Annotated in this window: 21 protein-coding genes and 1 tRNA gene; 14 read left to right on the top strand and 8 right to left on the bottom strand. The window is 71.0% G+C overall.

Features of this window, described 5'->3' with window-relative positions; all coding sequences use genetic code 11:
- Positions 1–307 precede the first annotated feature (307 nt).
- The 10 genes from radA to VFW71_12485 all read left to right on the top strand — a co-directional run bounded on the left by radA (position 308) and on the right by VFW71_12485 (position 8681).
- Positions 308–1714, top strand: coding sequence for a DNA repair protein RadA (gene radA / locus VFW71_12530; GenBank protein HEU5003586.1), 1407 nt, complete (start codon positions 308–310; stop codon positions 1712–1714).
- Between the two features lie 182 nt (positions 1715–1896).
- Entirely contained in the window at positions 1897–2373 is a 477-nt protein-coding gene (locus VFW71_12525; protein ID HEU5003585.1) for a CarD family transcriptional regulator, read from the top strand.
- A gap of 39 nt (positions 2374–2412) precedes the next feature.
- Positions 2413–3090 carry a 2-C-methyl-D-erythritol 4-phosphate cytidylyltransferase gene (gene ispD / locus VFW71_12520; GenBank protein ID HEU5003584.1) on the top strand — a complete coding sequence of 226 codons (678 nt, stop codon included), beginning with the start codon at positions 2413–2415 and terminating at the stop codon, positions 3088–3090.
- A 4-nt stretch (positions 3091–3094) separates the two neighbouring features.
- Complete coding sequence (gene ispF / locus VFW71_12515; protein ID HEU5003583.1) at positions 3095–3586, top strand: 2-C-methyl-D-erythritol 2,4-cyclodiphosphate synthase; 492 nt, start codon at positions 3095–3097, stop codon at positions 3584–3586.
- A 7-nt stretch (positions 3587–3593) separates the two neighbouring features.
- Positions 3594–4322, top strand: coding sequence for a 23S rRNA (guanosine(2251)-2'-O)-methyltransferase RlmB (gene rlmB / locus VFW71_12510; protein HEU5003582.1), 729 nt, complete (start codon positions 3594–3596; stop codon positions 4320–4322).
- A gap of 20 nt (positions 4323–4342) precedes the next feature.
- Positions 4343–4419, top strand: a tRNA-Thr gene (locus VFW71_12505).
- Between the two features lie 24 nt (positions 4420–4443).
- The gene (locus tag VFW71_12500; protein ID HEU5003581.1) at positions 4444–4719 is read left to right on the top strand and encodes a hypothetical protein; all 276 of its coding nucleotides are present in this window, start codon (positions 4444–4446) and stop codon (positions 4717–4719) included.
- A 232-nt stretch (positions 4720–4951) separates the two neighbouring features.
- On the top strand, positions 4952–5455 hold the full coding sequence (locus VFW71_12495) for a (2Fe-2S)-binding protein (GenBank protein ID HEU5003580.1): 504 nt from the start codon (positions 4952–4954) through the stop codon (positions 5453–5455).
- Positions 5455–7833 carry a molybdopterin cofactor-binding domain-containing protein gene (locus VFW71_12490; protein HEU5003579.1) on the top strand — a complete coding sequence of 793 codons (2379 nt, stop codon included), beginning with the start codon at positions 5455–5457 and terminating at the stop codon, positions 7831–7833. Before VFW71_12495 ends, VFW71_12490 begins: the two co-directional genes overlap by 1 nt.
- Positions 7830–8681, top strand: a complete 852-nt coding sequence (locus VFW71_12485) for a xanthine dehydrogenase family protein subunit M (GenBank protein HEU5003578.1) — start codon at positions 7830–7832, stop codon at positions 8679–8681. The genes VFW71_12490 and VFW71_12485 overlap by 4 nt, the downstream gene beginning before the upstream one ends.
- A 219-nt stretch (positions 8682–8900) precedes the next feature.
- Here the strand turns inward: VFW71_12485 and VFW71_12480 are convergent, their stop codons facing one another.
- The 5 genes from VFW71_12480 to VFW71_12460 all read right to left on the bottom strand — a co-directional run bounded on the left by VFW71_12480 (position 8901) and on the right by VFW71_12460 (position 15928).
- Entirely contained in the window at positions 8901–11030 is a 2130-nt protein-coding gene (locus VFW71_12480) for an ABC transporter ATP-binding protein (GenBank protein ID HEU5003577.1), read from the bottom strand.
- A complete protein-coding gene (locus tag VFW71_12475; GenBank protein ID HEU5003576.1) occupies positions 11027–11935 on the bottom strand; it encodes an ABC transporter permease in 909 nt (302 codons plus the stop codon). Before VFW71_12475 ends, VFW71_12480 begins: the two co-directional genes overlap by 4 nt.
- On the bottom strand, positions 11935–12882 hold the full coding sequence (locus VFW71_12470; protein HEU5003575.1) for an ABC transporter permease: 948 nt from the start codon (positions 12880–12882) through the stop codon (positions 11935–11937). The genes VFW71_12475 and VFW71_12470 overlap by 1 nt, the downstream gene beginning before the upstream one ends.
- Positions 12883–12954: 72 nt before the next feature.
- Positions 12955–14817 (bottom strand): ABC transporter substrate-binding protein, encoded by a 1863-nt coding sequence (locus VFW71_12465; GenBank protein ID HEU5003574.1) that lies wholly within the window; start codon positions 14815–14817, stop codon positions 12955–12957.
- Positions 14818–15079: 262 nt separating this feature from the next.
- A complete protein-coding gene (locus VFW71_12460; GenBank protein HEU5003573.1) occupies positions 15080–15928 on the bottom strand; it encodes a phosphosulfolactate synthase in 849 nt (282 codons plus the stop codon).
- Positions 15929–16264: 336 nt separating this feature from the next.
- Between VFW71_12460 and VFW71_12455 the strand changes: the two genes are divergently transcribed.
- Positions 16265–17707 carry a site-specific DNA-methyltransferase gene (locus tag VFW71_12455; protein HEU5003572.1) on the top strand — a complete coding sequence of 481 codons (1443 nt, stop codon included), beginning with the start codon at positions 16265–16267 and terminating at the stop codon, positions 17705–17707.
- A complete protein-coding gene (locus tag VFW71_12450) occupies positions 17614–18129 on the top strand; it encodes a hypothetical protein (protein ID HEU5003571.1) in 516 nt (171 codons plus the stop codon). Before VFW71_12455 ends, VFW71_12450 begins: the two co-directional genes overlap by 94 nt.
- A 210-nt stretch (positions 18130–18339) precedes the next feature.
- Here VFW71_12450 and VFW71_12445 read toward each other — a convergent pair whose 3' ends face one another.
- Positions 18340–19317 carry a hypothetical protein gene (locus tag VFW71_12445; protein ID HEU5003570.1) on the bottom strand — a complete coding sequence of 326 codons (978 nt, stop codon included), beginning with the start codon at positions 19315–19317 and terminating at the stop codon, positions 18340–18342.
- Between the two features lie 2 nt (positions 19318–19319).
- A complete protein-coding gene (locus tag VFW71_12440) occupies positions 19320–20105 on the bottom strand; it encodes a biotin--[acetyl-CoA-carboxylase] ligase (protein HEU5003569.1) in 786 nt (261 codons plus the stop codon).
- Between the two features lie 60 nt (positions 20106–20165).
- Between VFW71_12440 and rlmN the strand changes: the two genes are divergently transcribed.
- A complete protein-coding gene (gene rlmN / locus VFW71_12435) occupies positions 20166–21209 on the top strand; it encodes a 23S rRNA (adenine(2503)-C(2))-methyltransferase RlmN (GenBank protein ID HEU5003568.1) in 1044 nt (347 codons plus the stop codon).
- A 34-nt stretch (positions 21210–21243) separates the two neighbouring features.
- Positions 21244–22137: a PAC2 family protein gene (locus VFW71_12430; GenBank protein HEU5003567.1), complete on the top strand. Its 894-nt coding sequence runs from the start codon at positions 21244–21246 to the stop codon at positions 22135–22137.
- A 29-nt stretch (positions 22138–22166) separates the two neighbouring features.
- Here the strand turns inward: VFW71_12430 and VFW71_12425 are convergent, their stop codons facing one another.
- Positions 22167–22655: a GNAT family N-acetyltransferase gene (locus tag VFW71_12425; GenBank protein HEU5003566.1), complete on the bottom strand. Its 489-nt coding sequence runs from the start codon at positions 22653–22655 to the stop codon at positions 22167–22169.
- Between the last annotated feature and the right edge of the window lie 4 nt (positions 22656–22659).

Genomic DNA, 22659 nt, shown 5'->3' with positions numbered 1-22659 from the left:
CCATCCGCTTATCAGGCTTCTCGGCGGTTAACCAACCACAAAATGTTGCGCTTGTGACCGGATACCGGCGGCTATTTCGTGACTCGTGAACGGTGCCGCCTCCCAACCGCCGGTCGCGTCGCACCGACGGTGCGCGCTCGCTCTGGGATTGCCTGGAAGTGCGCGGTGCCGGGCGCACTGCCCCAGGGATCCCTCCCGGCGCCTCCGCGTACCTCCCGGGCCCGCCGTTCTCCCGGGATCCGACCCGATTCCCGGCACCAGCCAAAAACTGCCGTTTTTTGTCACACCCCCTCCGTAGGCTCTCCCCATGGCGATCTCCCGGGCCGCACTCTCCTGCTCCGGCTGCGGCTACCGCACCACCCGCTGGCTGGGCCGCTGCCCGCAGTGCGGGGCCTGGGAGGCGTTCGTGCCCGAGGCGCCGCCCGTGCCCTCGCCCCGCCCGGCCTCGGCACCGCAGGCCCTGGCCGCCATCCCGGGGGCGGCCCACGAGCGCCTCGCCACCGGGGTCGAGGAGCTGGACCGGGTGCTGGGCGGCGGCCTGGTTCGGGGCTCGGTCGTCCTCCTGGCCGGCGAGCCCGGGGCGGGGAAGTCAACTCTCGCCCTGCAGGCAGCCGCCGGCCTGGAGGCGGCCGGCGCCACGGTCCTCCTGGTCTGTGGCGAGGAGTCGGTCCACCAGGTGGCGGCCCGGGCCCGGCGCCTGGGCGGCATCCAGACCACCCACGCCTTCGCCGCCACTGACCTCGCCGAGGTCGTCGCCCATGGCCAGGGCTTCGATGTGGTGGTGGTTGACTCCATCCAGACCGTCGCCACCCCCGAGCTGAGCGGCGAGCCCGGCTCCGTCACCCAGGTGCGGGGCTGCACCGCGGCCCTCGCCCGCCAGGCCCGGGACCGGGGGAGCGCGCTGGTGCTCATCGGCCACGTCACCAAGGACGGCTCGGTGGCCGGCCCCCGGGCGCTCGAGCACCTGGTGGACGCCGTCCTCACCTTCGAAGGTGACCGGGACCAGCCGCTCCGCCTCCTGCGCACCAGCAAGAACCGCTTCGGCGGTACCGCCGAGCTGGGGGTCTTCGAGATGACGGAGCGGGGGCTGGTCGAGGTGGGCGACGCTTCCCGCCTGTTCCTCGCCGACCGGCGCCCAGGCATCCCCGGATCGGCGGTGGGCTGCGTGCTGGAGGGCCGGCGGCCGGTGGCGCTCGAGGTCCAGTGCCTGGTGCTCGACAATCCAGGCGGCCACCTGCGCCGGGTGGCCCACGGGTTGGAGCGCGACCGTCTGGAGGTCACCGCCGCCATCCTGGAGCGCCGGGCCGGGCTGAGCTTCAGCCGGTGCGACGTCTTCGCCCGGATCGCGGGCGGCTTCAGCGCCCGGGAGCCGGCGGTGGACCTGGCTCTCGCCCTGGCGCTGGCCAGCGCCCGTTTGGAGCTGCCGGTGCCCGGGGACCTGGTGGCCATCGGTGAGGTGGGCCTGTCGGGGGAGGTGAGGGCGGTGCCCGACCTCGCCCGGCGGCTGCGGGAGTGCGCCCGGCTCGGCTTTGCCCGGGCAGTGGTCGGGGGCTCGGTGGGTGACGGCGCGGGGGCCGCGGGGTCCCCTGCCGGCCTCCAGGTGCACCCGGTGGGCGAGCTCCGCGAGGTCGTGGCGCTGCTCGCCCGGCCGGTGAAAGACGGTGAACCGATGTCCGGAAAAGAAGGAGTGCCGGTGCCAGCGCCGGCCCGATGAGCGGGCAGATTCAGGTGCACCCGACTGGTCGGGATTGCCAGGAGGTGCTGTTGCTTGTTACCATGGGATGTCCGTGCCGGAGTTCGTCAAAGCTCGCGGGGAGTGAGAGGAACCCACGAAGGCCGTCGCGTGGACATCACCACACTACTGATCAAGACCGGGAAACTAAGGAGGAACACTGATTGTTTTGCGTAGGTGACAAGGTTGTCTACCCGCACCACGGCGCAGCGATCATCAAAGGCGTCGAAGAACGAGAAGTCCATGGCCAGAAGCGTCAGTACTTCGTTCTCCGCCTCTCCTACGGCGACCTCACCCTGCTCGTCCCGCTGGACAACACCGAAGAAGTCGGCATCCGCGGGGTCATCGGTCGGGACGAGCTCGAGAAGGTCTTCAAGGTGCTCCGCTCCAAGGAGTGCCGGATGCCCACCAACTGGAGCCGCCGTTTCAAGACTCACGTCGAGAAGCTCCGCTCCGGGGACATCTACCAGGTGGCAGAGGTGGTCCGGAACCTTGCCCGGCGGGACAAGGAGAAGGGTCTGTCGGCGGGCGAGAAGCGCATGCTGGCCAAGGCTCGCCAGATCCTGCTCTCCGAGATCACCTTCGCAGCCGATGTCGACGAGCTGGAGGCGGGGAAGCTGCTCGACGGCGTCCTCGCCTGACGCAGCGCCTGCCGCAGCCGCACCACCGAAGCGCCGGCCGTGAGCCCGGTCACGGCCATTGTCCTCGCGGCCGGGCACAGCGCCCGGCTGCCTGGTGACGTCCCCAAGCCGTTCCTCGCGGTCCGCGGCCGGCCGATGCTGGGCTACAGCCTCGCCGCGTTCGCTGCGGCCCCCTCGGTGAGCGCCATCGTGGTGGCAGTCCCCGAGGACCGCCTCGTCTCCGTGCCCGCCACCGCACCCAAGGTGGTGGCCGTGGTGGCCGGGGGCCCCAGCCGGCAGGAGTCCCTGGCGTGCGCGCTCGCCCAGGTGCCGGAGGACGCCACGGTCATCGCGGTGCATGACGCCGCCCGGCCACTGGTCAGCCCGGAGGTGATCGAGGCCGTGCTGGCCGCCGTGGGGAACGGCACCGACGGCGCGGTCACCGCAGTCCCCCTCGATGACGCCATCAAAGCGGTGGACGACGCCCGCACCGTGGTGGGCCCCCGCAGCCGCGCCGGCCTCTGGCGGGCGCAGACGCCGCAGGCCTTCCGGCGGTCCTGCCTCGAGGACGCGCTCCGGCGGGCCCTCGCCGACGGTGTCCTGTGCGACGACTGCTCGGAGATGGCCACCCGCATCGGGTACGCCGTGCGCGTCGTGCCCGGCGACCCCCGCAACATCAAGGTGACCCGCCCCGCCGACCTCGCCCTGTGCGAGGCGCTCCTGACCGCCCAGGGCTAGCGCCGTGCGGGTCGGCACCGGCCTCGACGTCCACCCCTTCGTGCCCGAGGGGCCCGCCAGGGACGGCCGGGCGCTGGTGCTCGGCGGGGTGTCGATCGAGGGAGCACCGCCGCTGCAGGGCTGGTCGGATGCCGACGTCGTCGCCCACGCCGTGGCTGACGCCCTGCTGGGCGCCGCCCACCTCGGGGACCTGGGCACCCACTTCCCGCCCTCGAAGGTCCCTCGGGGAGGCTCCAGCCTCGACCTGCTGGCCGAGGTCGGCCGGCTGATCCGGGACGCCGGCTGGCGGATCGGCAACGTGGACTGCGTCGTTGTCGCCCAGGCCGTGCGCATCAGCCCGTACCGGGAGCGGATGGAGCAGCTCCTGTCCGGTGCCCTGGCGGCCCCGGGCGCGGTCAGCGTCAAGGCCACCACCACTGACCGTCTCGGCTTCCTGGGGCGCGGCGAGGGGATCGCCGCCACGGCGGTGGCCCTGCTCGAGCCGGCTGTGCCGTGAGAACTCGGTGACCGCCCCGCCCCCCGACCTTGTCCTCGGCCGCCACCCGGTGGCCGAGGCCCTCCGGGCCGGCGTCGCCGTCCGCCGCCTCTTCCTGGCCGAGGGCATGCGGCCCTCGCCGCTGCTCGACGAGGTGGTCGCCGCCGCCGAGCGCGCCCGGGTACCGGTCGGCTTCGAGAGCCGGGCGGCCCTGAACCGCCGGGCGGGGGCGGGCAACCACCAGGGCGTCGTGGCGGAGGTCGAGCCCTTCTCCTACCACACCCTCGCCGACCTCCTGGCCGGCCCGGCACACCGGCTCGTCCTCCTGGAGGGCATCACCGACCCCGCCAACCTGGGCTCCATCCTCCGCTCCGCCGAAGCGTTCGGGTGGCATGGGGTGCTCATTCCTGAGCACCGGGCGACCGGGGTCACCCCGACCGTGCGCAAGGTGGCGGCCGGCGCCGCCGAGCGGGTGCCGATCGTGCGGACCAACTCCCCGGCGGCGTCGGTGCGGCTGCTCCAGGAGCGCCACGAGTTCGCCGTCTTCGGCCTAGACCCCGCCGGCACCGCCAGCTACAAGGAGGTGGAGTTCCCCGAGCGGGTGTGCCTTGTGGTGGGAGCCGAGGGCCCGGGCCTGTCCCGCCTGGTCCGCGAGCGCTGCGACCGGCTTGTGCGCATCCCCATGCACGGCGCCCTTGCCAGCATCAACGCCGCCGTGGCCGCGGCCATCGTGATGGCGGAGGCCGCCCTACAATGACCAGCGAAGCATCGACGACTGCTGGTGTGGCGCAACCCGGTAGCGCAAGCGACTTGTAATCGCTAGGTTCCCGGTTCGAATCCGGGCACCAGCTCCACACAGCGACGGAGGAGCAGAGCCCATGCCGATGAACCCGCAGGCGGAGTACGACGCCTTCATCCGGTGGCTGGCAACCAACCCGCACAAGCTGGAGGAGTACCGGGCCGATCCGACCGGGTTCCTGGAGGCGGCCAACGCCGGCCAGGTCATCCGCGCCCGAATCCAGGCGATCGGGTTCGAAGGGCTGCAGCGGGCGGTCCGCGACGACGCCGAGAAGGCCATGACCGCCGTCAACGAGCCCAACTTCGGCCGGGACGAGAACGTCCAGGGCTTCGGCGCCCGCAAGCCGAGCAGCTAGCCGGAAGTCGCCGCCCGGCTGCGGCCGGCGCCGGGCGCCACGCACCCGCCGGGGCGGACCGGTAGGCGCGGCCAAATTTGGTAGTAAACTATCTAGGCCGAGAAGCCGCCCAACCTGCTGGGGGGATTGCCTGGCCGTGCCCACCTGCGGAGGCTCACGCGGGCCACCCTGATGGTCCCCGCACCCGCGCACCTACCGAGTCCATCGTGCAGATGCGAAGGAGGAACCAACCTTGGGCAGCAGACAGATCACGGTCAGCGTCAACGGCGTCAGCCATACCCGGGAGGTCGAGCCCCGGACGCTGCTCGTCTACTTCCTCCGGGACACCCTCGGGTTGCTCGGCACGAAGATCGGCTGCGACACCTCATCCTGCGGGTCCTGCACCGTCCTCATGGACGGCGAGTCGGTGAAGTCCTGCACCCTGCTGGCGGTCCAGGCCGACGGCACCCAGCTCACCACCATCGAGGGCCTCTCCACCAACGGCAAGCTCCACCCGCTCCAGGAGGCCTTCCGCGCCAACCATGGCCTGCAGTGCGGCTACTGCACCGCCGGGATGGTCATGGCGGCGGCCGGGTACCTCGCCACCAAGGACGAGGTGCCCGACGAGGAGTCCATCCGCCACGCCCTCGAGGGCAACCTGTGCCGGTGCACCGGCTACCAGAACATCGTGAAGGCGATTGCCGAGGCCGCTCCCCAGCTGGTCGGCGTCCCGGCCGCGGTGGGAGGTGCGTCGTAATGGCCACCGATCTGTACACCAAGTTCATCGGCGAGCGGGTCCTGCGCAAGGAGGACCCCAAGCTGCTCACCGGCCAGGGCCGCTACCTGGACGACCTGACCCTGCCCGGCATGGTCTGGATGTCCGTGGTCCGCAGCCCCCTGGCCCACGCCCGCATCAACTCGGTGGACCTGTCCGCCGCCAAGGGGATGCCCGGCGTGGTCGGCGCCTTCTCGGGCGAGGACCTGGCCGGCGAGTGGACCGGCCCCCTGCCCTGCGTCTGGCCGGTCACCGAGGACATCAAGATGTCCGAGCACTTTCCCGTCACCAAGGACAAGGCCCGGTACCTGGGCGACGCGGTCGCCGTCGTGGTGGCCGAGACCCGGGTGCAGGCCGAGGACGCCGCCGAGGCGGTCGTCGTGGACTACGAGGCCCTGCCCGCGGTCACCGATCTCGAGGCCGCCATCGCCGAGGGCGCCCCGCTGGTGCATGAGAACCTGGGCACCAACAACTCCTTCACCTGGGTGCACGCCGGTACCGGCGACGTCGCCGCAGTGATCGCCGGCGCTCCGGTGGTGGTCAAGGAGCGCTACCGCCAGCCCCGCCTGATCCCCAACGCCATGGAGCCCCGGGGCGCCCTGGCCCAGTGCACCCCGATCACCGGTGAGTACATCATCTGGTCCGCCACCCAGATCCCCCACGTCCTCCGGCTCCTCCTGGCCCTGTGCGTCGGCGTCCCCGAGGGCAAGCTCCGGGTCATCGCCCCCGACGTGGGCGGCGGCTTCGGCTCCAAGCTCGACATCTACGCCGAGGAGGCGCTCTGTCTCGCCCTCTCCCGCCGCCTGGGCCGCCCGGTCAAATGGATCGAGGGCCGCTCGGAGAACTACCTCGCCACCACCCATGGGCGGGGCCAGATCCAGGACATCGAGATCGGTGCCACCGAGGAGGGCAAGATCCTCGGCATCCGGGTCAGCCTGCTGACCGACATGGGCGCCTACTTCCAGCTCCTCACGCCCGGCATCCCCATGCTGGGGGCGTGGCTGTACACCGGCTGCTACACCGCCGAGGCGTTCCGCTTCGAGTACACCGGCATCTTCACCAACCAGACCCCCACCGACGCCTACCGGGGCGCCGGGCGTCCGGAGGCCTCCTACGCGATCGAGCGGGCGATGGACGCCCTGGCCCGCAAGGTGGGCAAGGACCCCGCCGAGGTCCGGCGCATGAACCTCATGGAGCCCTTCGACGTCGCCACCCAGTCCATCGGGGGTCTGATGTTCGACTCCGGCAACTACCAGGCCACCCTGGACCGGGCTCTCGAACTCTCGGACTATGACGGGCTGCGGGCCGAGCAGCAACGCCGCCGGGACGCCGGCGACGTCAAGCAGCTGGGCATCGGCCTCTCCACCTACATCGAGCTGTGCGGCTGGGCCCCCTCCCAGGTGGTCGGGTCCCTGCGCTACGCCGGGGGCGGGTGGGACGCCGCCAACGTCCGGGTGCTGCCCACCGGCAAGGTCGTGGTCACCACCGGCACCTCGCCGCACGGCCAGGGCCACGTGACCTCGTGGTCGCAGATCGTGGCCGACGGCCTGGGTGTCGGCCTGGACGACGTCGATGTTCTCTACGGCGACACCGCCACCGCCCCCCTCGGCCTGGACACCTACGGCAGCCGCAGCCTGCCGGTGGGGGGCATCGCCGTGCACCTGGCCACCCAGAAGGTGGTGGACAAGGCCCGCCGCATCGCCGCCCACGAGTTGGAGGTGGCCGAGGCGGACCTCGAGTACGAGCACGGCACCTTCCGCATCAAAGGGGCGCCCGAGCGCAACCGGAACATCGGGGGCCTGGCCTTCTCGGCCTGGAACGCCCACAACCTCCCCAAGGGGGAGGAGCCCAGCCTGGAGGCCACCGCCACCTACGACCCGCCCAACCTCACCTTCCCCTCCGGGACCCACGTGTGCGTGGTGGAGGTGGACACCGAGACGGGCAAGGCGGAGATCGTGCGCTACGTGGCGGTGGACGACTGCGGCAACGTGGTCAACCCGATGATCGTGGACGGCCAGCTCCACGGGGGCATCGCCCAGGGCGTCGCCGAGGCGCTCTACGAAGAGGCGGTCTACGACGAGAACGGCATCCTGCTGACCAACTCGATGATGAACTACGCCGTCCCCTCGGCGTGCGAGATCCCCACGGTCACCCTGGACCGCTTCGTCACGCCGTCCACCACCAACCCCATGGGGGTGAAGGGCATCGGGGAGGCGGGCACCATCGCCTCGCCGCCCGCCGTGGTGAACGCCGTGATCAACGCCCTGGAACCGCTCGGGGTCACCCACGTCGACAAGCCCTGCACCCCCGAGCGGGTGTGGCGGGCAATCCAGGCTGCGCGAAACGGAGGTGGCGCGTGATCCCCGCACCGTTCGAGTACGAGGTCGCCAGCTCGGTGGAGAACGCCATCGAGCTCCTCGCCGCCGGGGGTGAGGGGGCCAAGCTCCTCGCCGGCGGCCACTCGCTGATCCCGCTCATGAAGCTGCGCTTCGCCCGGCCGACCCTGCTCATCGATATCGCCCGGGTGGGCAGCCTCTCTTACATCCGCGACGGCGGCGACCACATCGCGGTCGGGGCCTGCACCCGGCACGGCGACGTCCACCGCGACGAGCTGCTGGCGGAGGCCAACCCGATGCTGGCCTACGTCGCCGGGCTGATCGGCGACCCGCAGGTGCGCCATAAGGGCACGATCGGCGGCTCCGTCGCCCACGGCGACCCCGCCTCTGACCTGCCCGCCGCTCTCGTCGCCCTGGATGCCACCCTGGTGGCCCAGGGGCCGGGCGGCACCCGTACCATCGGTGCCGGGGACTTCTTCGCCGGCATCTTCACCACCGCACTCAGCCCCGACGAGATCCTGACCGAGGTCCGCGTGCCCCGGCTGGACGCCTCGACGGGCTGGTCGTACATCAAGTTCAACCGCCGGGCGCAGGACTGGGCCATCGTCTCGGCCGCCGCCGTCGTGCACCGCTCCAACGGCGCGGCGGAGAGCGCCCGGGTGGCGCTCGGCAACATGGGCACCGCACCGGTGCGGGCCACCGGCACCGAGGAGGCAATCACCGGCGCGGGCCGGGACGCGATCGCGGCGGCCGCCGCCCGGGCGGCAGAAGGCACCAACCCGCCGGCCGACACCAACGCCGGCCCGGACTACCGCCGGCACCTGGCCCAGGTGCTGACCGGCCGCGCCCTGCAAGGAGCATTCGGCTCGTAACGAGCAGCCGCCGGCACGGTGAGGTCACTTTGCCCGCATTTCGCGTGTGAAGTGACCTCAACGCCGGCGGCCTGCGGCCCACGCATGCGGCACCCTCGGCTGAGGTGGGGGACATTTGTCCCGGCCAGTGGGACAAATGTCCCCCGAATGCTGCCGGCGGCATAGACCGCCCTCAGCGGCCCCCGCCCCCGCCCTCGACCTACGGCCTTCCCCCGGCCCCTACGCCAGCGGGAAGTGGCACGCCGCCAGGTGCTCCCCGCCCCGGCTCGCCAGGGGCGGCACCTCCTCGGCGCAGATCGGCTGGACGATGGGGCACCGGGTGCGGAACCGGCACCCGGACGGCGGGTGCACCGGGGACGGCAGCTCGCCCTTGATCGTCTCGCCGGTCTTCGACCGCTCCAGGCCCGGGTCGGGCACCGGGATCGCCTCCAGCAGGGCGGCGGTATACGGGTGGGCCGGGCGGAGGTAGATGTCGTCGCCGGTGCCCACCTCGACCAGGCGCCCGAGGTACATCACCCCGATGCGGTCGGCGAGGAAACGGACCACCGACAGGTCGTGGCTGATCACGATGTAGGTCAGGCCGTAGGTGTCTTGCAGCGCCTGCATGAGGTTCAGGATCTGCGAGCGGATCGAGACGTCGAGGGCCGAGACCGGCTCGTCCGCCACGATGAGCTTCGGGTTCAGCGCCAGTGCCCGGGCCAGGCCGATCCGCTGGCGCTGCCCACCGGAGAACTCGTGCGGGTGGCGCTCGGCCGCCCGGGGGTCCAGCCCGACGTCGGCCAGGAGCTCGGCCACCCGCTTGTGCCGGGCGGCCCGGTCCCCCTCGTGCTGGACCACCAGCGGCTCGCCGACGATGGTCTCCACCCGCATCCGGGGGTCCAGCGAGGCGTAGGGGTCCTGGAACATCATCTGCAGGTCCCGCCGGGTGCGGCGTAGCTCGCCGGCGGAGAGCGTCGCCAGATCGGTGCCGTTGAACCACACGCTGCCCGCGGTGGGGGTCTCGAGGTCGACGATCATCTTGCCCAGGGTGGTCTTGCCGCAGCCCGACTCGCCCACCAGCCCGAACGTCTCCCCCCGCCGTACCCCGAGGGAGACCTCGGTGACCGCGTACAGGCTGCCGACGGTGCGTTGCAGGATCATCCCCGACCGCACCGGGAACTCCTTCGACACGGCGCGCAGCTCGAGGATCAGGTCGTCGGCCTGGGCGACCGCCGCGGCGTCGCCATTGCGCTCCCCCGAGACCGCCACCGCCGGGCCCTTGTCCGGCCGGGGGAAGAAGCACGCGAAGCTGTGGGGCACCGGCCGGTGGCCATCGTGTCCTGGAGCCGCGGTCGGGGCTGGCACCGGGACGTCCCCGTCGGGCGGTGCCTCGGCGGCCGGGTCGGGCGCCGCCCACGCCTCGTCGGGGACCACCGGATCCCGGGGCGCTTCCAGGGGCGGGTCCTCGGCCCGGCAGCGCTCGGCGGCATACGGGCAGCGGGGGGCGAACCGGCAGGCTCGGGGCGGTTCCACCAGGTCGGGCGGCAGACCCGGGATCGACTTCAGCCGCTGGCCGGCCCCCAGGTCGAGTTTGGGGATCGAGGCCAGGAGCGCTTCGGCGTAGGGGTGGCGGGTATGCGCGAAGAGCTCGGCGGTGCCGCAGCTCTCCACGATGCGCCCGGCGTACATGACGATCACCCGGTCGGCCCGCCCGGCGATGACGCCGAGGTCGTGGGTGATCAGCAGCATCGCCAGGCCGAGGCGCTCCTTCAGGTCGTCCAGCAGTCCGAGGATCTGTGCCTGGATGGTCACATCCAGGGCGGTGGTGGGCTCGTCGGCGATGAGCAGCTTCGGGTCGCAGGCCAGTGCCATGGCGATCATCACCCGCTGGCGGAGCCCGCCGGAGAGTTGGTGGGGGTAGTCGCCCAGGCGCTCCTCGGGCCGGGGCATCCCCACCAGCTTGAGCAGCTCGGCTGCCCGCCGCAGGCCCTCCTCCTTGCTCTTGCCCCGGTGCAGGCGCACGGACTCGGCGATCTGGTAGCCGATGGTCAGCGTGGGGTTGAGCGAGGTCATCGGGTCCTGGAACACCATGCCGATGTCCCCGCCCCGCACCCGCTGCATCGCCTCATCGCTCGAGCGGCTGATCTCCTTGCCATTGAAGCGGATCTCGCCACCGGCGATGCGGCCGCCGGGCGGGAGCAGGCGGAGGATCGATAGGCCGGTCATCGTCTTGCCGCACCCGGACTCGCCCACCAACCCGACGGTTTCGCCCGCGTCCACCGAGAACGTGACCCCGTCCACGGCGTGGACTTGACCCGCCCGCACGTCGATGACCGTGCGGAGGTCGGAAACCTCCAGCAGCGCGCTCACCGCTTGTGCAGCCGGACGTCCAGGGAGTCCCGCAGGGCGTCACCAATGAAGTTGAAGGACACCACGGCCAGGATGATCAGGATCAGCACGGGGTAGACCTGCCACCAGTACCCGTCCTGCAGGAAGGTGGTGCCGCCGGAGAGCATGCCGCCCCAGGTGGCGGTGGGTGCCGGCAGGCTGAAGCCCAGGTACTCCAGCAGGGCCAGGATCAAGATGGCGTCGGCCACCTGGAAGGTGGCGTTCACCACGATGGTGCCGATGGCGTTGGGGATGATGTGGCGCACCACGATGCGCCGGGGCCCGCCGCCCATCGCCCGCACTGCCTGGACGTACTCCCGGGTGCGCAGGCTGAGCGTCTCGCCCCGGATGAGGCGGGCCGGGCCCAGCCACGCCAGGCCCGCCAGCAGGCCGATGAGCAGCAGCTTGCTGGGGCGGAAGATGGTGGACATCAGGATGAACAGGAAGATGAGCGGCACGGAGAGGCCGATGTCGACGACACGCATCATGATGGTGTCGAGCCACCCGCCGAAGAAGCCGGCGATCGCCCCGTAGAGCGATCCCACGGTGGTGGCCACGAGCGCCACGGCGAAGGAGATCTCCAGCGACACCTGGCCCCCGGCCATCAGCCGGCCGAGGATGTCGTAGCCGTTCTGGTCCGACCCCAGGGGGCCCCCGGGGCCCGGGGCCAGGTTGGTGTTCAGGAGGTTGGTGCTGATCTGGTCGGTGTGGTAGACGAGCGGGCCCACAAAGCTGAACAGCGTGATGACGATGACGAACCCCAGGCCCAGGATCGCCAGCTTGTTCTCCAGGAAGGTCCGGTAGATCTGCTTGCCGACACTGCCCTGGGAGATGACCTCGCCGCCCTCGGGGAGGACGGCCGGGTCGGTGGGCGGGGCGACCTGCATCAGGAGAACCGGACCCGGGGGTCGAGGGCGGCGTACGCCAGGTCGGCCAGCAGGCTGCCCGCCACGGTGGCCACGCCCACCAGCAAGGTGATGCCCAGCATCGTCGGGTAGTCGGTCTGGGTGGCTGACGTGAAGTACTGCAGGCCGACGCCGGGGAAGTTGAAGAGCTGTTCCACCACGAGCCCGAAGGTGAACACCGCCGGCAGCGACAGACCGACCAGGGTGGCGATGGGCACCAGCGAGTTGCGCACCAGGTGGCGCCAGAGCACCAGGTGCTCAGGGAGGCCTTTCGCCCGGGCGGTGCGGATGTAGTCCTGCGCCAGGGCGTCGATCGCCGAGGAGCGCATGTAGCGGCTGAACAGGGCGTACACCGACAGCGTCAGGGTGGCCACCGGCAGCACGAAGCCGGAAGGGTGCGCCAGGAGCCCCAGTACCCCCGCCGACTGCGGGGCCTCGGGCGGCAGGATGGCGAACTGGATGGCGAAGACCTGGATCAGGATCAGGCCGAGGGCGAACGACGGCATCGAGTAGAGCAGGAACGAGACGCTGGTGGCGGCGTAGTCCACCAGGCCGTTGCGCTTGACCGCCTGGGACACGCCCACCGGGACGGCGATGAGCACCGCCAGCGCGATCGACGTTCCCACCAGGAGCAGATCCCGGGGGACCTCGGCCTTGAGCACGTTCCACACGCTGCGGTTGAGGGTGTAGGAGAACCCCAGGTTGCCGTGGATGAGCTGGTTCAGGTAATGGGCGTACTGGTAGAGCACCGACCGGTCCAGGTCGTTGGCACGGTTGAAGGCGGCGATCTCGGGCCCGGTCGCCCGGGGCCCGATGATCGCTCGGGCGATGTTGCCGGGCAACAGGTGCTCCATGACGAATACGAGCAGCGTGAGGCCCAGCAGCACGATGATCGCCTGCCCGATCCTTCGGACGATGAAGCCGATCATGGTGCTGTCTGGGCCCCCAACTGGCTATGAATTAGCTAATGGAAACGAACGGTCGTCCTCCTCGTCGATCAGCTACTGGGTCAGGTAGTAGGTCTCCGGGGTGATCGCCTCGAACGCGTTGGCGGTGAAGCCCCCGAGGTGGGTGGACACGATGGTCAGCCCGCCGGGCACCGGGTTCCCGGCCGCGTTGGGCTGGAACCAAACCGGCAGCTGCTGCTGCATGTAGTCCTGGTAGGCGTCGAGGGCGCCCTGCGGGTTCACCGTCTCGGTGGTGGTGGCGGCGATGAGCGCGTCGGCCTTGGGGTTGCTGTAGCTGCCGTAGTTGGCGACCGCCCCGGTGGCCCAGATCTCCTCGCCACTGGGGTAGTAGTCGGGCGAGTAGATCCAGCCGCCACCCCAGTTCTCCACCTGCCAGGCGCACTTGGCATCGGTGGGCTGGCAGGGCACCGCGGCACCGATCACCTGGTTGAAGGGGTGCTGGGTCAGGTTGATGGTGATGCCCACCTTGGCGGCCTCGGACTTGAGGTCCTTCATCTCCTGGTCCAGGGCCACCGGGCCGGACTGGTAGTCCAGGGTGAAGGTGATCGCCTCGCCCTGGGTGATGCCCGCCCCGCACTGGCCCGAGCCGGTGCCGGGGCTGGTACAGGTGGTCTGCCCGCCGGGAACCACCTTCCAGCCGTTGTCGGTCAGCAGCTTGGTGGCTCCCGAGATGCTGAAGTTCCAGGGGAAGGACTTGGCCTTGGCGTCGATGAAGGTGTTTGGCGGGTTGGTGGGGATGACGCCGTACTGCGGGATGCTGCTTCCATGGGTGAAGGCTTTGATCCAGCCCTGCTGGTCGATCAGCTCCTGGAAGGCCTGGCGGAAGTAGAGCTGGGAGAACACCGGCCCCATCGTGGGGTTGTGCAGGTTGGGCAGGAAGTAGTTCGTGGAGAAGCCGAACAGCGTGTAGGCGTCATAGCCCTTGGCAACGATCGAGCCCTCCTGCGGCACCGACGCCTGCGGGATGTAGCCGATCGTGAGGTTGGAGGCGCCGGTCAGAGCCTGGTTGGTCTCCGCCTCCTCACTGGTGAACGGCACTTCCTTGAACTCGGCGATCGTCGGCTTGGGGGACCCGGAGTAGGACGGATTCGGGACGAAGTCGAGCTCGCCAGTGTTCGTGTAGTTGGTCAGCTTCCAGGGCCCGTCCACGACGCTCCAGATCGGGCTGGCGCCGTAGCCGGCCGTGTTCTTGGCCTGGCTGTCCAGGTAGGTGTACACGGCCAGCGCCCCGGCCGGCGTGGAGTCGGGCAGGTGGCCGTTGTCAGCGGTGGGCGCCGGCTGGCCGTCGGCGGTCACGTCCCAGGCCAGCGGCAGCGGGGTGAGCTGGCTCAGCTCGTTGTAGAGGAACCAGTCCGGGCTGTAGGCCTGCGTGAGGTTGAGCACCACGGTCGAGGGGTCCGGCGCCGAGTACGACTTCACGTTGTCCGGGAAATAGCCCGGGACGTAGGCGGCATAGTTGCTCGGCTTTGCCTTCAGGATGTTGAGGAAGAAGAGCACGTCACGGCTGGTGACCGTCTCGCCGTTGGACCACTTCCAGGGCTTCAGGGTGATGGTCGCCGTCGTGTTGTTGTTGGACCACACCGGCGGGTTGGCGATGCTGTAGTCCGGGTCGATGGACGCCTTGTAGTTGTTGCCGAACCAGTACAGGGGCCGGTAGAGGAGGTACTGGAAGTAGTCGAGGTTGGCCACGCTGAAGACCTGCCCGTTGTCTACCGGGAAGATGTAGTTCGGACTGACTTTCGGGGCCTCCGCCCAGGTCACGGTGCCGCCCTGGATCTTGCTGCCCACCGGGGGGGCGATGCTGGACCCAGCAGTGGGGGTTGCCCCCGAGGACGAGGACTTGTTCGTACTCTTGCCGCAAGCAGCTGCGATGAGGGCGACAGTGGCGATGATCACCAACAGGGTCGCCCCCGGACCGGGTCGCGACCGGGAATGATGCCTGCTGGCGGGATGGTGCTCTGCCATTGCCTGCCTCCCTCTCCTGGGAACGCTGCTGGATGGGGCACTCACTGCGCTGATTGTGACTCTGCGCAGGCGCGACAGCAAACGATCTGAGAAAAATCCGGTCAATTGCGGTCGGAAAAGACAGCCGGCGGCTGCGCCTCGTCAGGATGCTCGTGCGAAGCCGAGGGCCGCCCGGGGACGGCCCCAGCGGGGCTTAAAAGTTGGGCGCTGCCGCCACGCCTTGGGTCGGGCTCATGGGGGCCGTGTGCACCCCGCCCGGGCGGGTGGGGGAGACCGTGGTCAGGGTGTCCGAGCGCAGCCCTAGGCGGAGGGTCTCCACGCCGATGACGTCGCCGGGGGCCACATTGCCCAGGTTGGCGTTCGGGCCGATGCGCCGGATGAACGAGGTCTGCAGGTCCTTCGTGGGCGCCTCGAACAGTAGCCGGTCGGTGGAGATGCCGGCGCCCAACAGGGCGTCCAGCACATCGGCCCGCAGCCGCCCGTCGGCGTGGCAGATGCCGCTGCGGCCGCTCTCCCGGGCCTCGGCGATCACCCAGCGCGCCCCCGCCTCCAGGTCCTCGCGCACGAACCGGACCCAGTCCCGGGCGCTGAGCGCCTCGGACCGGGCGGCGTCCTTGAGCCCCACCTCGGACAGCACCGTGAACTCGCCCGCCAGCTTCTCGACGTAGCGGGCCTTCTCGTCGTTGGCGAGCGCCACGGTGCCGTTGGACACCTCGACGTAACGGCAGGCGAAGGCGTGGCACCAGGCCCGGAAGTCGTCGAAGCGATCCTGCAGCACGTGCTTCTCGAAGAGGGTCCCGCCGAAGAAGTAGCCGATGCCGTGCTCCACCAGGAGGGCCACCTTGGCCTCGATGGTGCGCGACACCACCGAGGTGCCCCAGCCGAACTTGACGAAGTCTATGAGGCCTGCAGTGCTGGTCACGTGGTCGGTGAAGGCACCGAGCGGCAGCCCGTTGTCGATCACCATCGTGATGCCCTGCGTCCGGGGCCCGGTCGGCGGCTTGGCCGGTCGGTACGGTAGGTCCAGTGCGCTTGGGATCATCGGGCCCTTCCTCCCTCGGGTTCCCGGACCGGCAACCGGTAGTTCATACCCCAGGTAGTTCCAAGTATCCCGGTGGATCCCCAGCGGGCCATAAGTATGGAAATCATCGCCCACTCCTGCTCTCCCGGTGCCCATGACACCATGCGGGGCTGGCCACGGGATGGCGGCGGCTTGTGCTCGGGCTGTGGGTCCGGCGGCCGCCCAGCACCAGCCACGCGCCCGACAATTCGCGGCCCGCGCGGTGGCTCATCCTATGATCCACCCACGTGACCCACCCACGGCGTAGTAGCCTACGAACATTCGTTCTCATTCGGTTGTAACGACGAGGGGGTGAGCGTGGCGCAGCGCAGGGAGGCGACGCAGACCTCGGCCTTCGGCGTCTCCCGCCGGGAAAACCACGACGCCAGCCCCTTCTACGCCCGCTTCGCCGCCCCCGAGCTCTCCTCCCACGACTGGGTGGACCCGGGCAAGGACCTCGACCGCCTTTTCGTGGGCGACGCCCGGCACATGACCGCCATTGCCGACGCCTCAGTCGCCCTGGTGGTCACCTCCCCGCCCTACTTCGCCGGCAAGGAGTACGAGGAGGCTCTCGGCGAGGGCCATATCCCGGCCACCTACTTCGAATACCTGGGGATGCTGGAGGAGGTGTTCGCCGAGTGCGTCCGCTGCCTCGAGCCGGGCGGGCGCATCGCGGTCAACGTGGCCAACCTGGGCCGCCGCCCGTACCGCTCACTGTCCTCCGACGTCACCGCCATCCTGCAGGACAAGCTCCGCCTCCTGCTGCGCGGTGAGGTGATCTGGCAGAAGGGCCGGGGATCCTCAGGATCCTGCGCCTGGGGGTCCTTCCAGCGCTCCACCAACCCGGTGCTGCGGGACCTGACCGAGCGGGTGGTCATCGCCAGCAAGGGACGCTTCGACCGGGCCCAGACCGCCCGGCGCCGGGCGGCGGCCGGCCTGCCGTCGTCGGGCTCACTGTGGCGGGACGAGTTCATGGAAGCCACCACCGACGTCTGGGAGATCCCCCCGGAGTCCGCCACCCGGGTGGGGCATGCCGCCCCCTTCCCCGTGGCCCTGCCCCGCCGCCTCATCCACCTGTACACCTACTACGGCGACCTCGTGCTGGACCCCTTCATGGGGTCGGGCTCGACGGCCATCGCCGCCCTGGAGACCGGGCGCCACTACGCCGGCTACGACATCGATCCCGACTACGTGCAGCGGGCGCAGGCACGGGTGTGCGAGTGGCGGGAGCAGGCTGCCGAGGGGGCGCTGGAGAGCGAGACGCCGCCGGTGGTGCTGCCCCCACTGCCCCCCGCCGGGGAGACCGCCCCGGCCGAGATCCCGCCGCCAGGCACCGTGGCCGCCGCCGTGACGGCCGGGCACGCCGCCCGGGATGTGGCCCGGGCCGCCCTCGTGGCAGCCGGCTTCCGGCAGGTGACCGGGCCGGTGCGCCTCGGAGGCATCGAGATCGCCCTGGGCGCCCGGGACGCCACCGGCACCGAGTGGCTGTTCGAGGTCGCCGGCGGCTTCACCTCGACCCGGCCCGGGCTGCGCCGGACCGAGGCGCTCTGGAAGGTGCTGGGCAAGGCGGCGGTTGTCCGGGAAGTGGCGCCCTCCGCCCGCTTCGGGGTGCTGGCCGCCGGCCTGCCCGAGCCGGGGAGCTCGGCCGCAGCGTCGCTCAAGGCCGTGTGCGGGGTGGGCAAACCCATCGCCGGCGTCTTCCGGCTGCCGGGGGACCAGGATCCCCTGGCCCGGGCAGCCGGCGGCCGAGGGGCGCCCTGACCGAGCACCTGTTCCAGGCGGCGGCCTCGCTCCAGGGCCGCCAGTTCGCCGACCAGTGCGACCTCCTCCTGCGCACCAGCGGCTTCCAGCTCGGGGGAGCGGTACAGCTCAGCGGCCTCGGCATCGAGATCGACCGGGAGGCGGTCAGCTCCCACGGGCGCACCATCTGGTTCGAGTACAAAGGCAGCGTCCAGGGCTCCCGGCCCGGGCTGATGCGCACCGACACCCTGAAGAAGGCGATCGCCAACGGCGCCCTGCTGCGGGCCATGGAGGACCGGCCGCCGTTCGTGGTGCTGACCTCCCACCTCCCCGAGGCGGGCGCCGGTCTGGCGATGCTCGCCCGGGCCCGGGAGCTGGGCTACCTGGACGACGTGATCTGCATCTACCGCCCGGGGGACACCGGCCGCCTCCGCCTCCTGTAGATCGTTCCCGGCGGGCTCGGCCAGATGCCAGCCCCGTTCTGGCCAGCCGGCACCCGTCCAGGGTCCGCACCTTGAGATTGTCTGTGAGTGTCTACCGTACCTATACGGACCTGAGCACTCACAGACAGTGCAGAAGGGGCCGCACGGGCTACGGCGCTCGCCCCCCGGCCAGTTCGGCCCCGCCCCACCCTCCGGCGAGGCCATGCAGGGTCACACCGCAGGTTGGGACGTGCCCGGCCCCTTCGTCTTCCAGCCGTGCACCACCTGAGGCCCCAGGCTCCCCGTCCGGGGCGGGAGCTGGATGACCTCGGGGACGTGGCGACGGTAGCCCTCCATGCCCGGCTCCTCCCCAGCGGCCAGGGCCAGGCAGGGCGCCACGAAGGGGCATGTCCGGCACGACGGGCCCGGGCTGGGGTAGGCGGCCGTTGCCGGGTCCACCAGCTCGGCCAGCTCGGTGGCCGCCTGGCGGCGGACGGCGGCCAGCTCCTTCGGCGGCTTGCGCAGCTGGGTCCGGCGGAAGGACGGCGGTGGCCCGACGCGCAGCTCGTTGACGATGGCTCCGGCGATCTTGGTGACATAGAAGGACTCCAGGGCCCAGCACAGCATCCCGGGCCCGTCGTCCAGCGCCAGGATGCCCGGGTCCGCCCAGGGGCGCGCAGAGCGACCGTCACTGATGCGGTGGATGACCACCCACAGCCGGCCGAGCTCGTCGGACACCACCACGTCCACCACCCCCTGCAGGTGGATGCCGCCGCCGTCGGGGGCCAGCACGCCGTCATCGGGGTGATCGGGATCCGCCACCACCACCCGGAACTCTTCGTTGGCCCGCACGGCGGTGAAGGTGTCCTGCTCCTCGGCCCAGTCGAAGTAGCTGTCCAAGGTGGCGTGGCCCAGCGCCTGCGCCTCTGCCCAGACCGGCGGCGGGGCCTCCGGGCAGACCTTCTGGCGCTGTGTCTGAAGGGCCTTGTCGAAGGTGTCGTGGGCGATGGGGCGCACCATCGGCCGGCTCCAGCTCCACATCGCCGGGAAGTAGTAGGCACCCAGCCCGGCGCGCACCGCTGCGGCCAGGTCGACGTGCTCGGGGGTGGGGATGGGCTCGAAGTTCTGCCGGGCGGGTGACCCCAGGTCCCAGGCCCGGCGGCAGGCCTTGAAGAGGTCCCGGTCCGCCAGTGTGACAACGTGGTCCATCGCTACTCCAGGTGGATGTCCCCCATGGGGATCACGTCGCCGGTGTCCAGCACGAGGCCCCCGTGGTCATCGATGTCCACCGCCTGGCCCTTGACCTTCCGGCCGCCGAAGTCCGTGGATACCGTCTTGCCGAACGTCTCGCACAGCTTGATGTAGCTGTTCAGGATGTTGTGGCTCCGGCCGGCGTCGAGGTCCTTCAGGATCGGCTCCAGCTGGATCAGGATCCCGGCGATCACCTCGGCCCGGTCGTAGCTCCGTCCGGTCTCGACCTGGGCGCTGGTGGCGGTCGCCTTCAGCTCCCGGGGGAACTGGTCCCGGGAGATGCGCATGTTCACGCCAACGCCCACCACCACGAAGTCGACCCTGTCCCCGCTGATCTCGGACTCGGACAGGATCCCGCCCATCTTGCGCCCCCGGACCATGAGGTCGTTGGGCCAGCGCAGCCGGTTGTTGGTCTTGCGCTCGGTGAACGCCAGCGACACCGCCACGCCCATCCCGAGGCTCACCAGCCCGAGGTCCTCCGGGTGGATGTTGGGGCGCAGGATGACGCTGAACAGCAGCGACGCCAGGTGGGGCAGGCTGAACCACTCCCGGCCCGCCCGGCCCCGACCCTCGGTCTGGTGGTCGGTGACCACGATGGATCCGTGCGGCGCCCCTTCCCGGGCCCACTCCAGCGCCCGGTTGTTGGTCGAGTCGCACACCTCGAAGAACCGGACCGGTTTCGCCCAGCGCCACGTCGCCATCTCGACGGCTTCCTGGGAGATGTCATAGAACTGGGGCTGGGGCATCGCAGGACGAAGAATAGGCGGGCGGGCGGGGACCTGCACAGACCCGCGTACGATGGGGCCATGCCCCTGCGCCGAGAGGTCCCATTTTCCCGCTATGACATCACCCGGCCCGCGCTCGCGGCTCTCCTCGACGGTGAGCCCGGCTACCGGCTCGACCAGGTCTGGGAGGGCCTCTGGGCCCAGGGGAAGGACCCGGCGGAGATCTCCGTCCTGCCGAGGCCCCTCCGCCAACGGCTCGCCGCCGCCCTCCCCGCGGCGCTCACCCTGGCAGCCGAGCGGGAGGCCGACGCCGGGTCAACCATCAAGAGCGTCTGGTCGCTGCACGACGCCTCGTTGGTGGAGTCCGTCCTCATGGCCTACCCGGACCGGGTGACTGTCTGCGTCTCCAGCCAGGCGGGCTGCGGCATGGGCTGCGTCTTCTGCGCCACCGGCCAGGCCGGGCTCACCCGCCAGCTGACCACGGGCGAGATCGTCGAGCAGGTGATCCGCGCCCGCCGGCGGGCAGCACCCCGGCGTCTGGGCAATGTCGTGTTCATGGGCATGGGCGAGCCGATGGCCAACTACGCCCACGTCTGGGCCGCCATCGAGCGCCTGCACACCGACGTCGGGATCTCGGCCCGCCGGATCACGGTATCCACGGTGGGCCTGGTGCCCGGCATCCGCAAGCTGGCGGCCGAGGCCCTGCCCGTCAACCTGGCGGTGTCGCTGCACGCCGCCAACGACGAGCTGCGCACCCGGCTGGTGCCGCCCAACCGCCGCTACCCCCTCGCCGACCTCACGGCGGCGTGCCGGGAGTACGTGCGCACCACCCGGCGCCGGCTGTCGTTCGAGTGGGCGCTCATCGACAGGGTGAACGACCGGCTCTCCGATGCCGCCGAGCTGGCGGGCCTGGCGGTCCCGCTGCGCGCCCACGTCAACCTGATCCCGCTCAACCCGACCCCGGGCTACCCGGTGCGCGGCACGCCCGCCGCCGGCGTGCGGGCCTTCCGGGACCGACTCGAGCGGCTGGGTGTGAACGCCACCGTCCGCGACACCCGGGGCTCGGACATCGACGCCGCCTGCGGCCAGCTGGCGGCCCGGGTCCCGGTGGCCGCCAGTGAATGACGCCGGGTCCGGCGCCGGGCATGCGGAGCGATCTGTGGCAAGCTCCACGGGCATGCCCCTCTTCGAGGTCCTGGATGACTCGGCCCTGACCGCCCCTGCGCTGGTCTCCGCCCTGAACGGCTGGGTGGACGCCGGCTCGGCCGGCACCACTGCCGCGGGATACCTGGCCAAGGGCGGCGAGGTCATCGTGCGCTTCGACACCGACGCCCTCGTGGACTACCGGGCCCGCCGCCCCACCCTCGAGATCCGCGACGGCGTGCTGTCGTCGATTGCCTGGTCCGACCTCACCATCCAGCGGGTGCGCACCGACCGGCGGGACCTCCTGGTGCTGACTGGTCCCGAGCCGGACTACCGTTGGCAGGCCTTCCGGGAGGCCATCGTCGATGTCGCCACCCGCCTCGGCGTCGTCGAGAGCCTCTGCCTGGGCGCCATCGGCGCCATGGTCCCCCATACCCGGGCCACGCCCATCCTGGTGACCGGGGCCGAGCGTGCCTCGCAGGAGAGCGACATGCCGCTCCCCGCCGAGCACATGCAGGTCCCCGCTTCGGCGCTCAACCTGATCGAGCTCGCCTTGGCCGAGCGGGGTGTGCGCAGCGGCGGCATCTGGGCGCAGGTGCCGCACTACATCGAGGGCGCCTACTTCGCCGGGGCGCTCGCCCTGGTCGAGCGGGCGTGCGGGCAGCTCGGAGTCCGCCTGCCCATCGAGGACCTGGTCAACCTGGCCCGCGAGCAGCGGGTGCGCCTGGATGCCGTGGTCGCCGACCGGCCCGACGCCCAGGCCTACCTGGAGCAACTCGAGGAGAGCGGCCCGGTGACCCCCGTGCCCCCGGGTGAGGACATCGCCACCGAGATCGAGCGCTACCTGCGCGACGCCACCGGCGACGGCCGCAACCCCTTCGGCGACCCCCCCGAACCGCCGGCGCCTTAGCCCAAGCCTTAGCCCAAGCCTCAGCCGCCTCAGCCCTCGGCCGAGCCGCCCCCCAGTGGCTTCACCAGGTGCACCAGGTCGTGGGTGCCCGCCGGCGACCGGTGCGTCTCCCGGTAGCCGTGGCGCTGGTACAGCCGCAGGTTGGCGAGGCTCCGGTCGCCGGTGAACAGGTACAGCTCGTGGGTCCCCCCCGGGCACCGCTCCTCGGCGGCCAGCAGGAGGCGGGTCCCCAGGCCCTGGCCCTGACGGTCGGGCACGACCGCGAGCCGCCGCACCTCCACTCGCCCGCCGGCTCCCCGGATGCGCACCGCGGCCACCAGCCGGCCACCCGGGTCCCGGATCCCGAACGCCCGGATGGCCGGATCTGCCAGCTCCTCGAGCAGCTCGCCGAGCGACTGGGTCAGGGGTGGCAGGTGGCAGTCCCCGTTGAGCTGGGCCTCGGTGACGTACGCCGCCCGCTGCAGCGTCAGCAGCTCGCCGGCATCGCCCGCGCCCAGCTCCACAATCGGTGGCTCCACGGTC

The sequence above is a fragment of the Actinomycetota bacterium genome, assembly GCA_035765775.1.
In the GTDB taxonomy this organism is placed as follows: Bacteria; Actinomycetota; CADDZG01; order JAHWKV01; family JAOPZY01; genus DASTWV01.
This window is presented reverse-complemented; position numbering and strand designations above follow the sequence as displayed.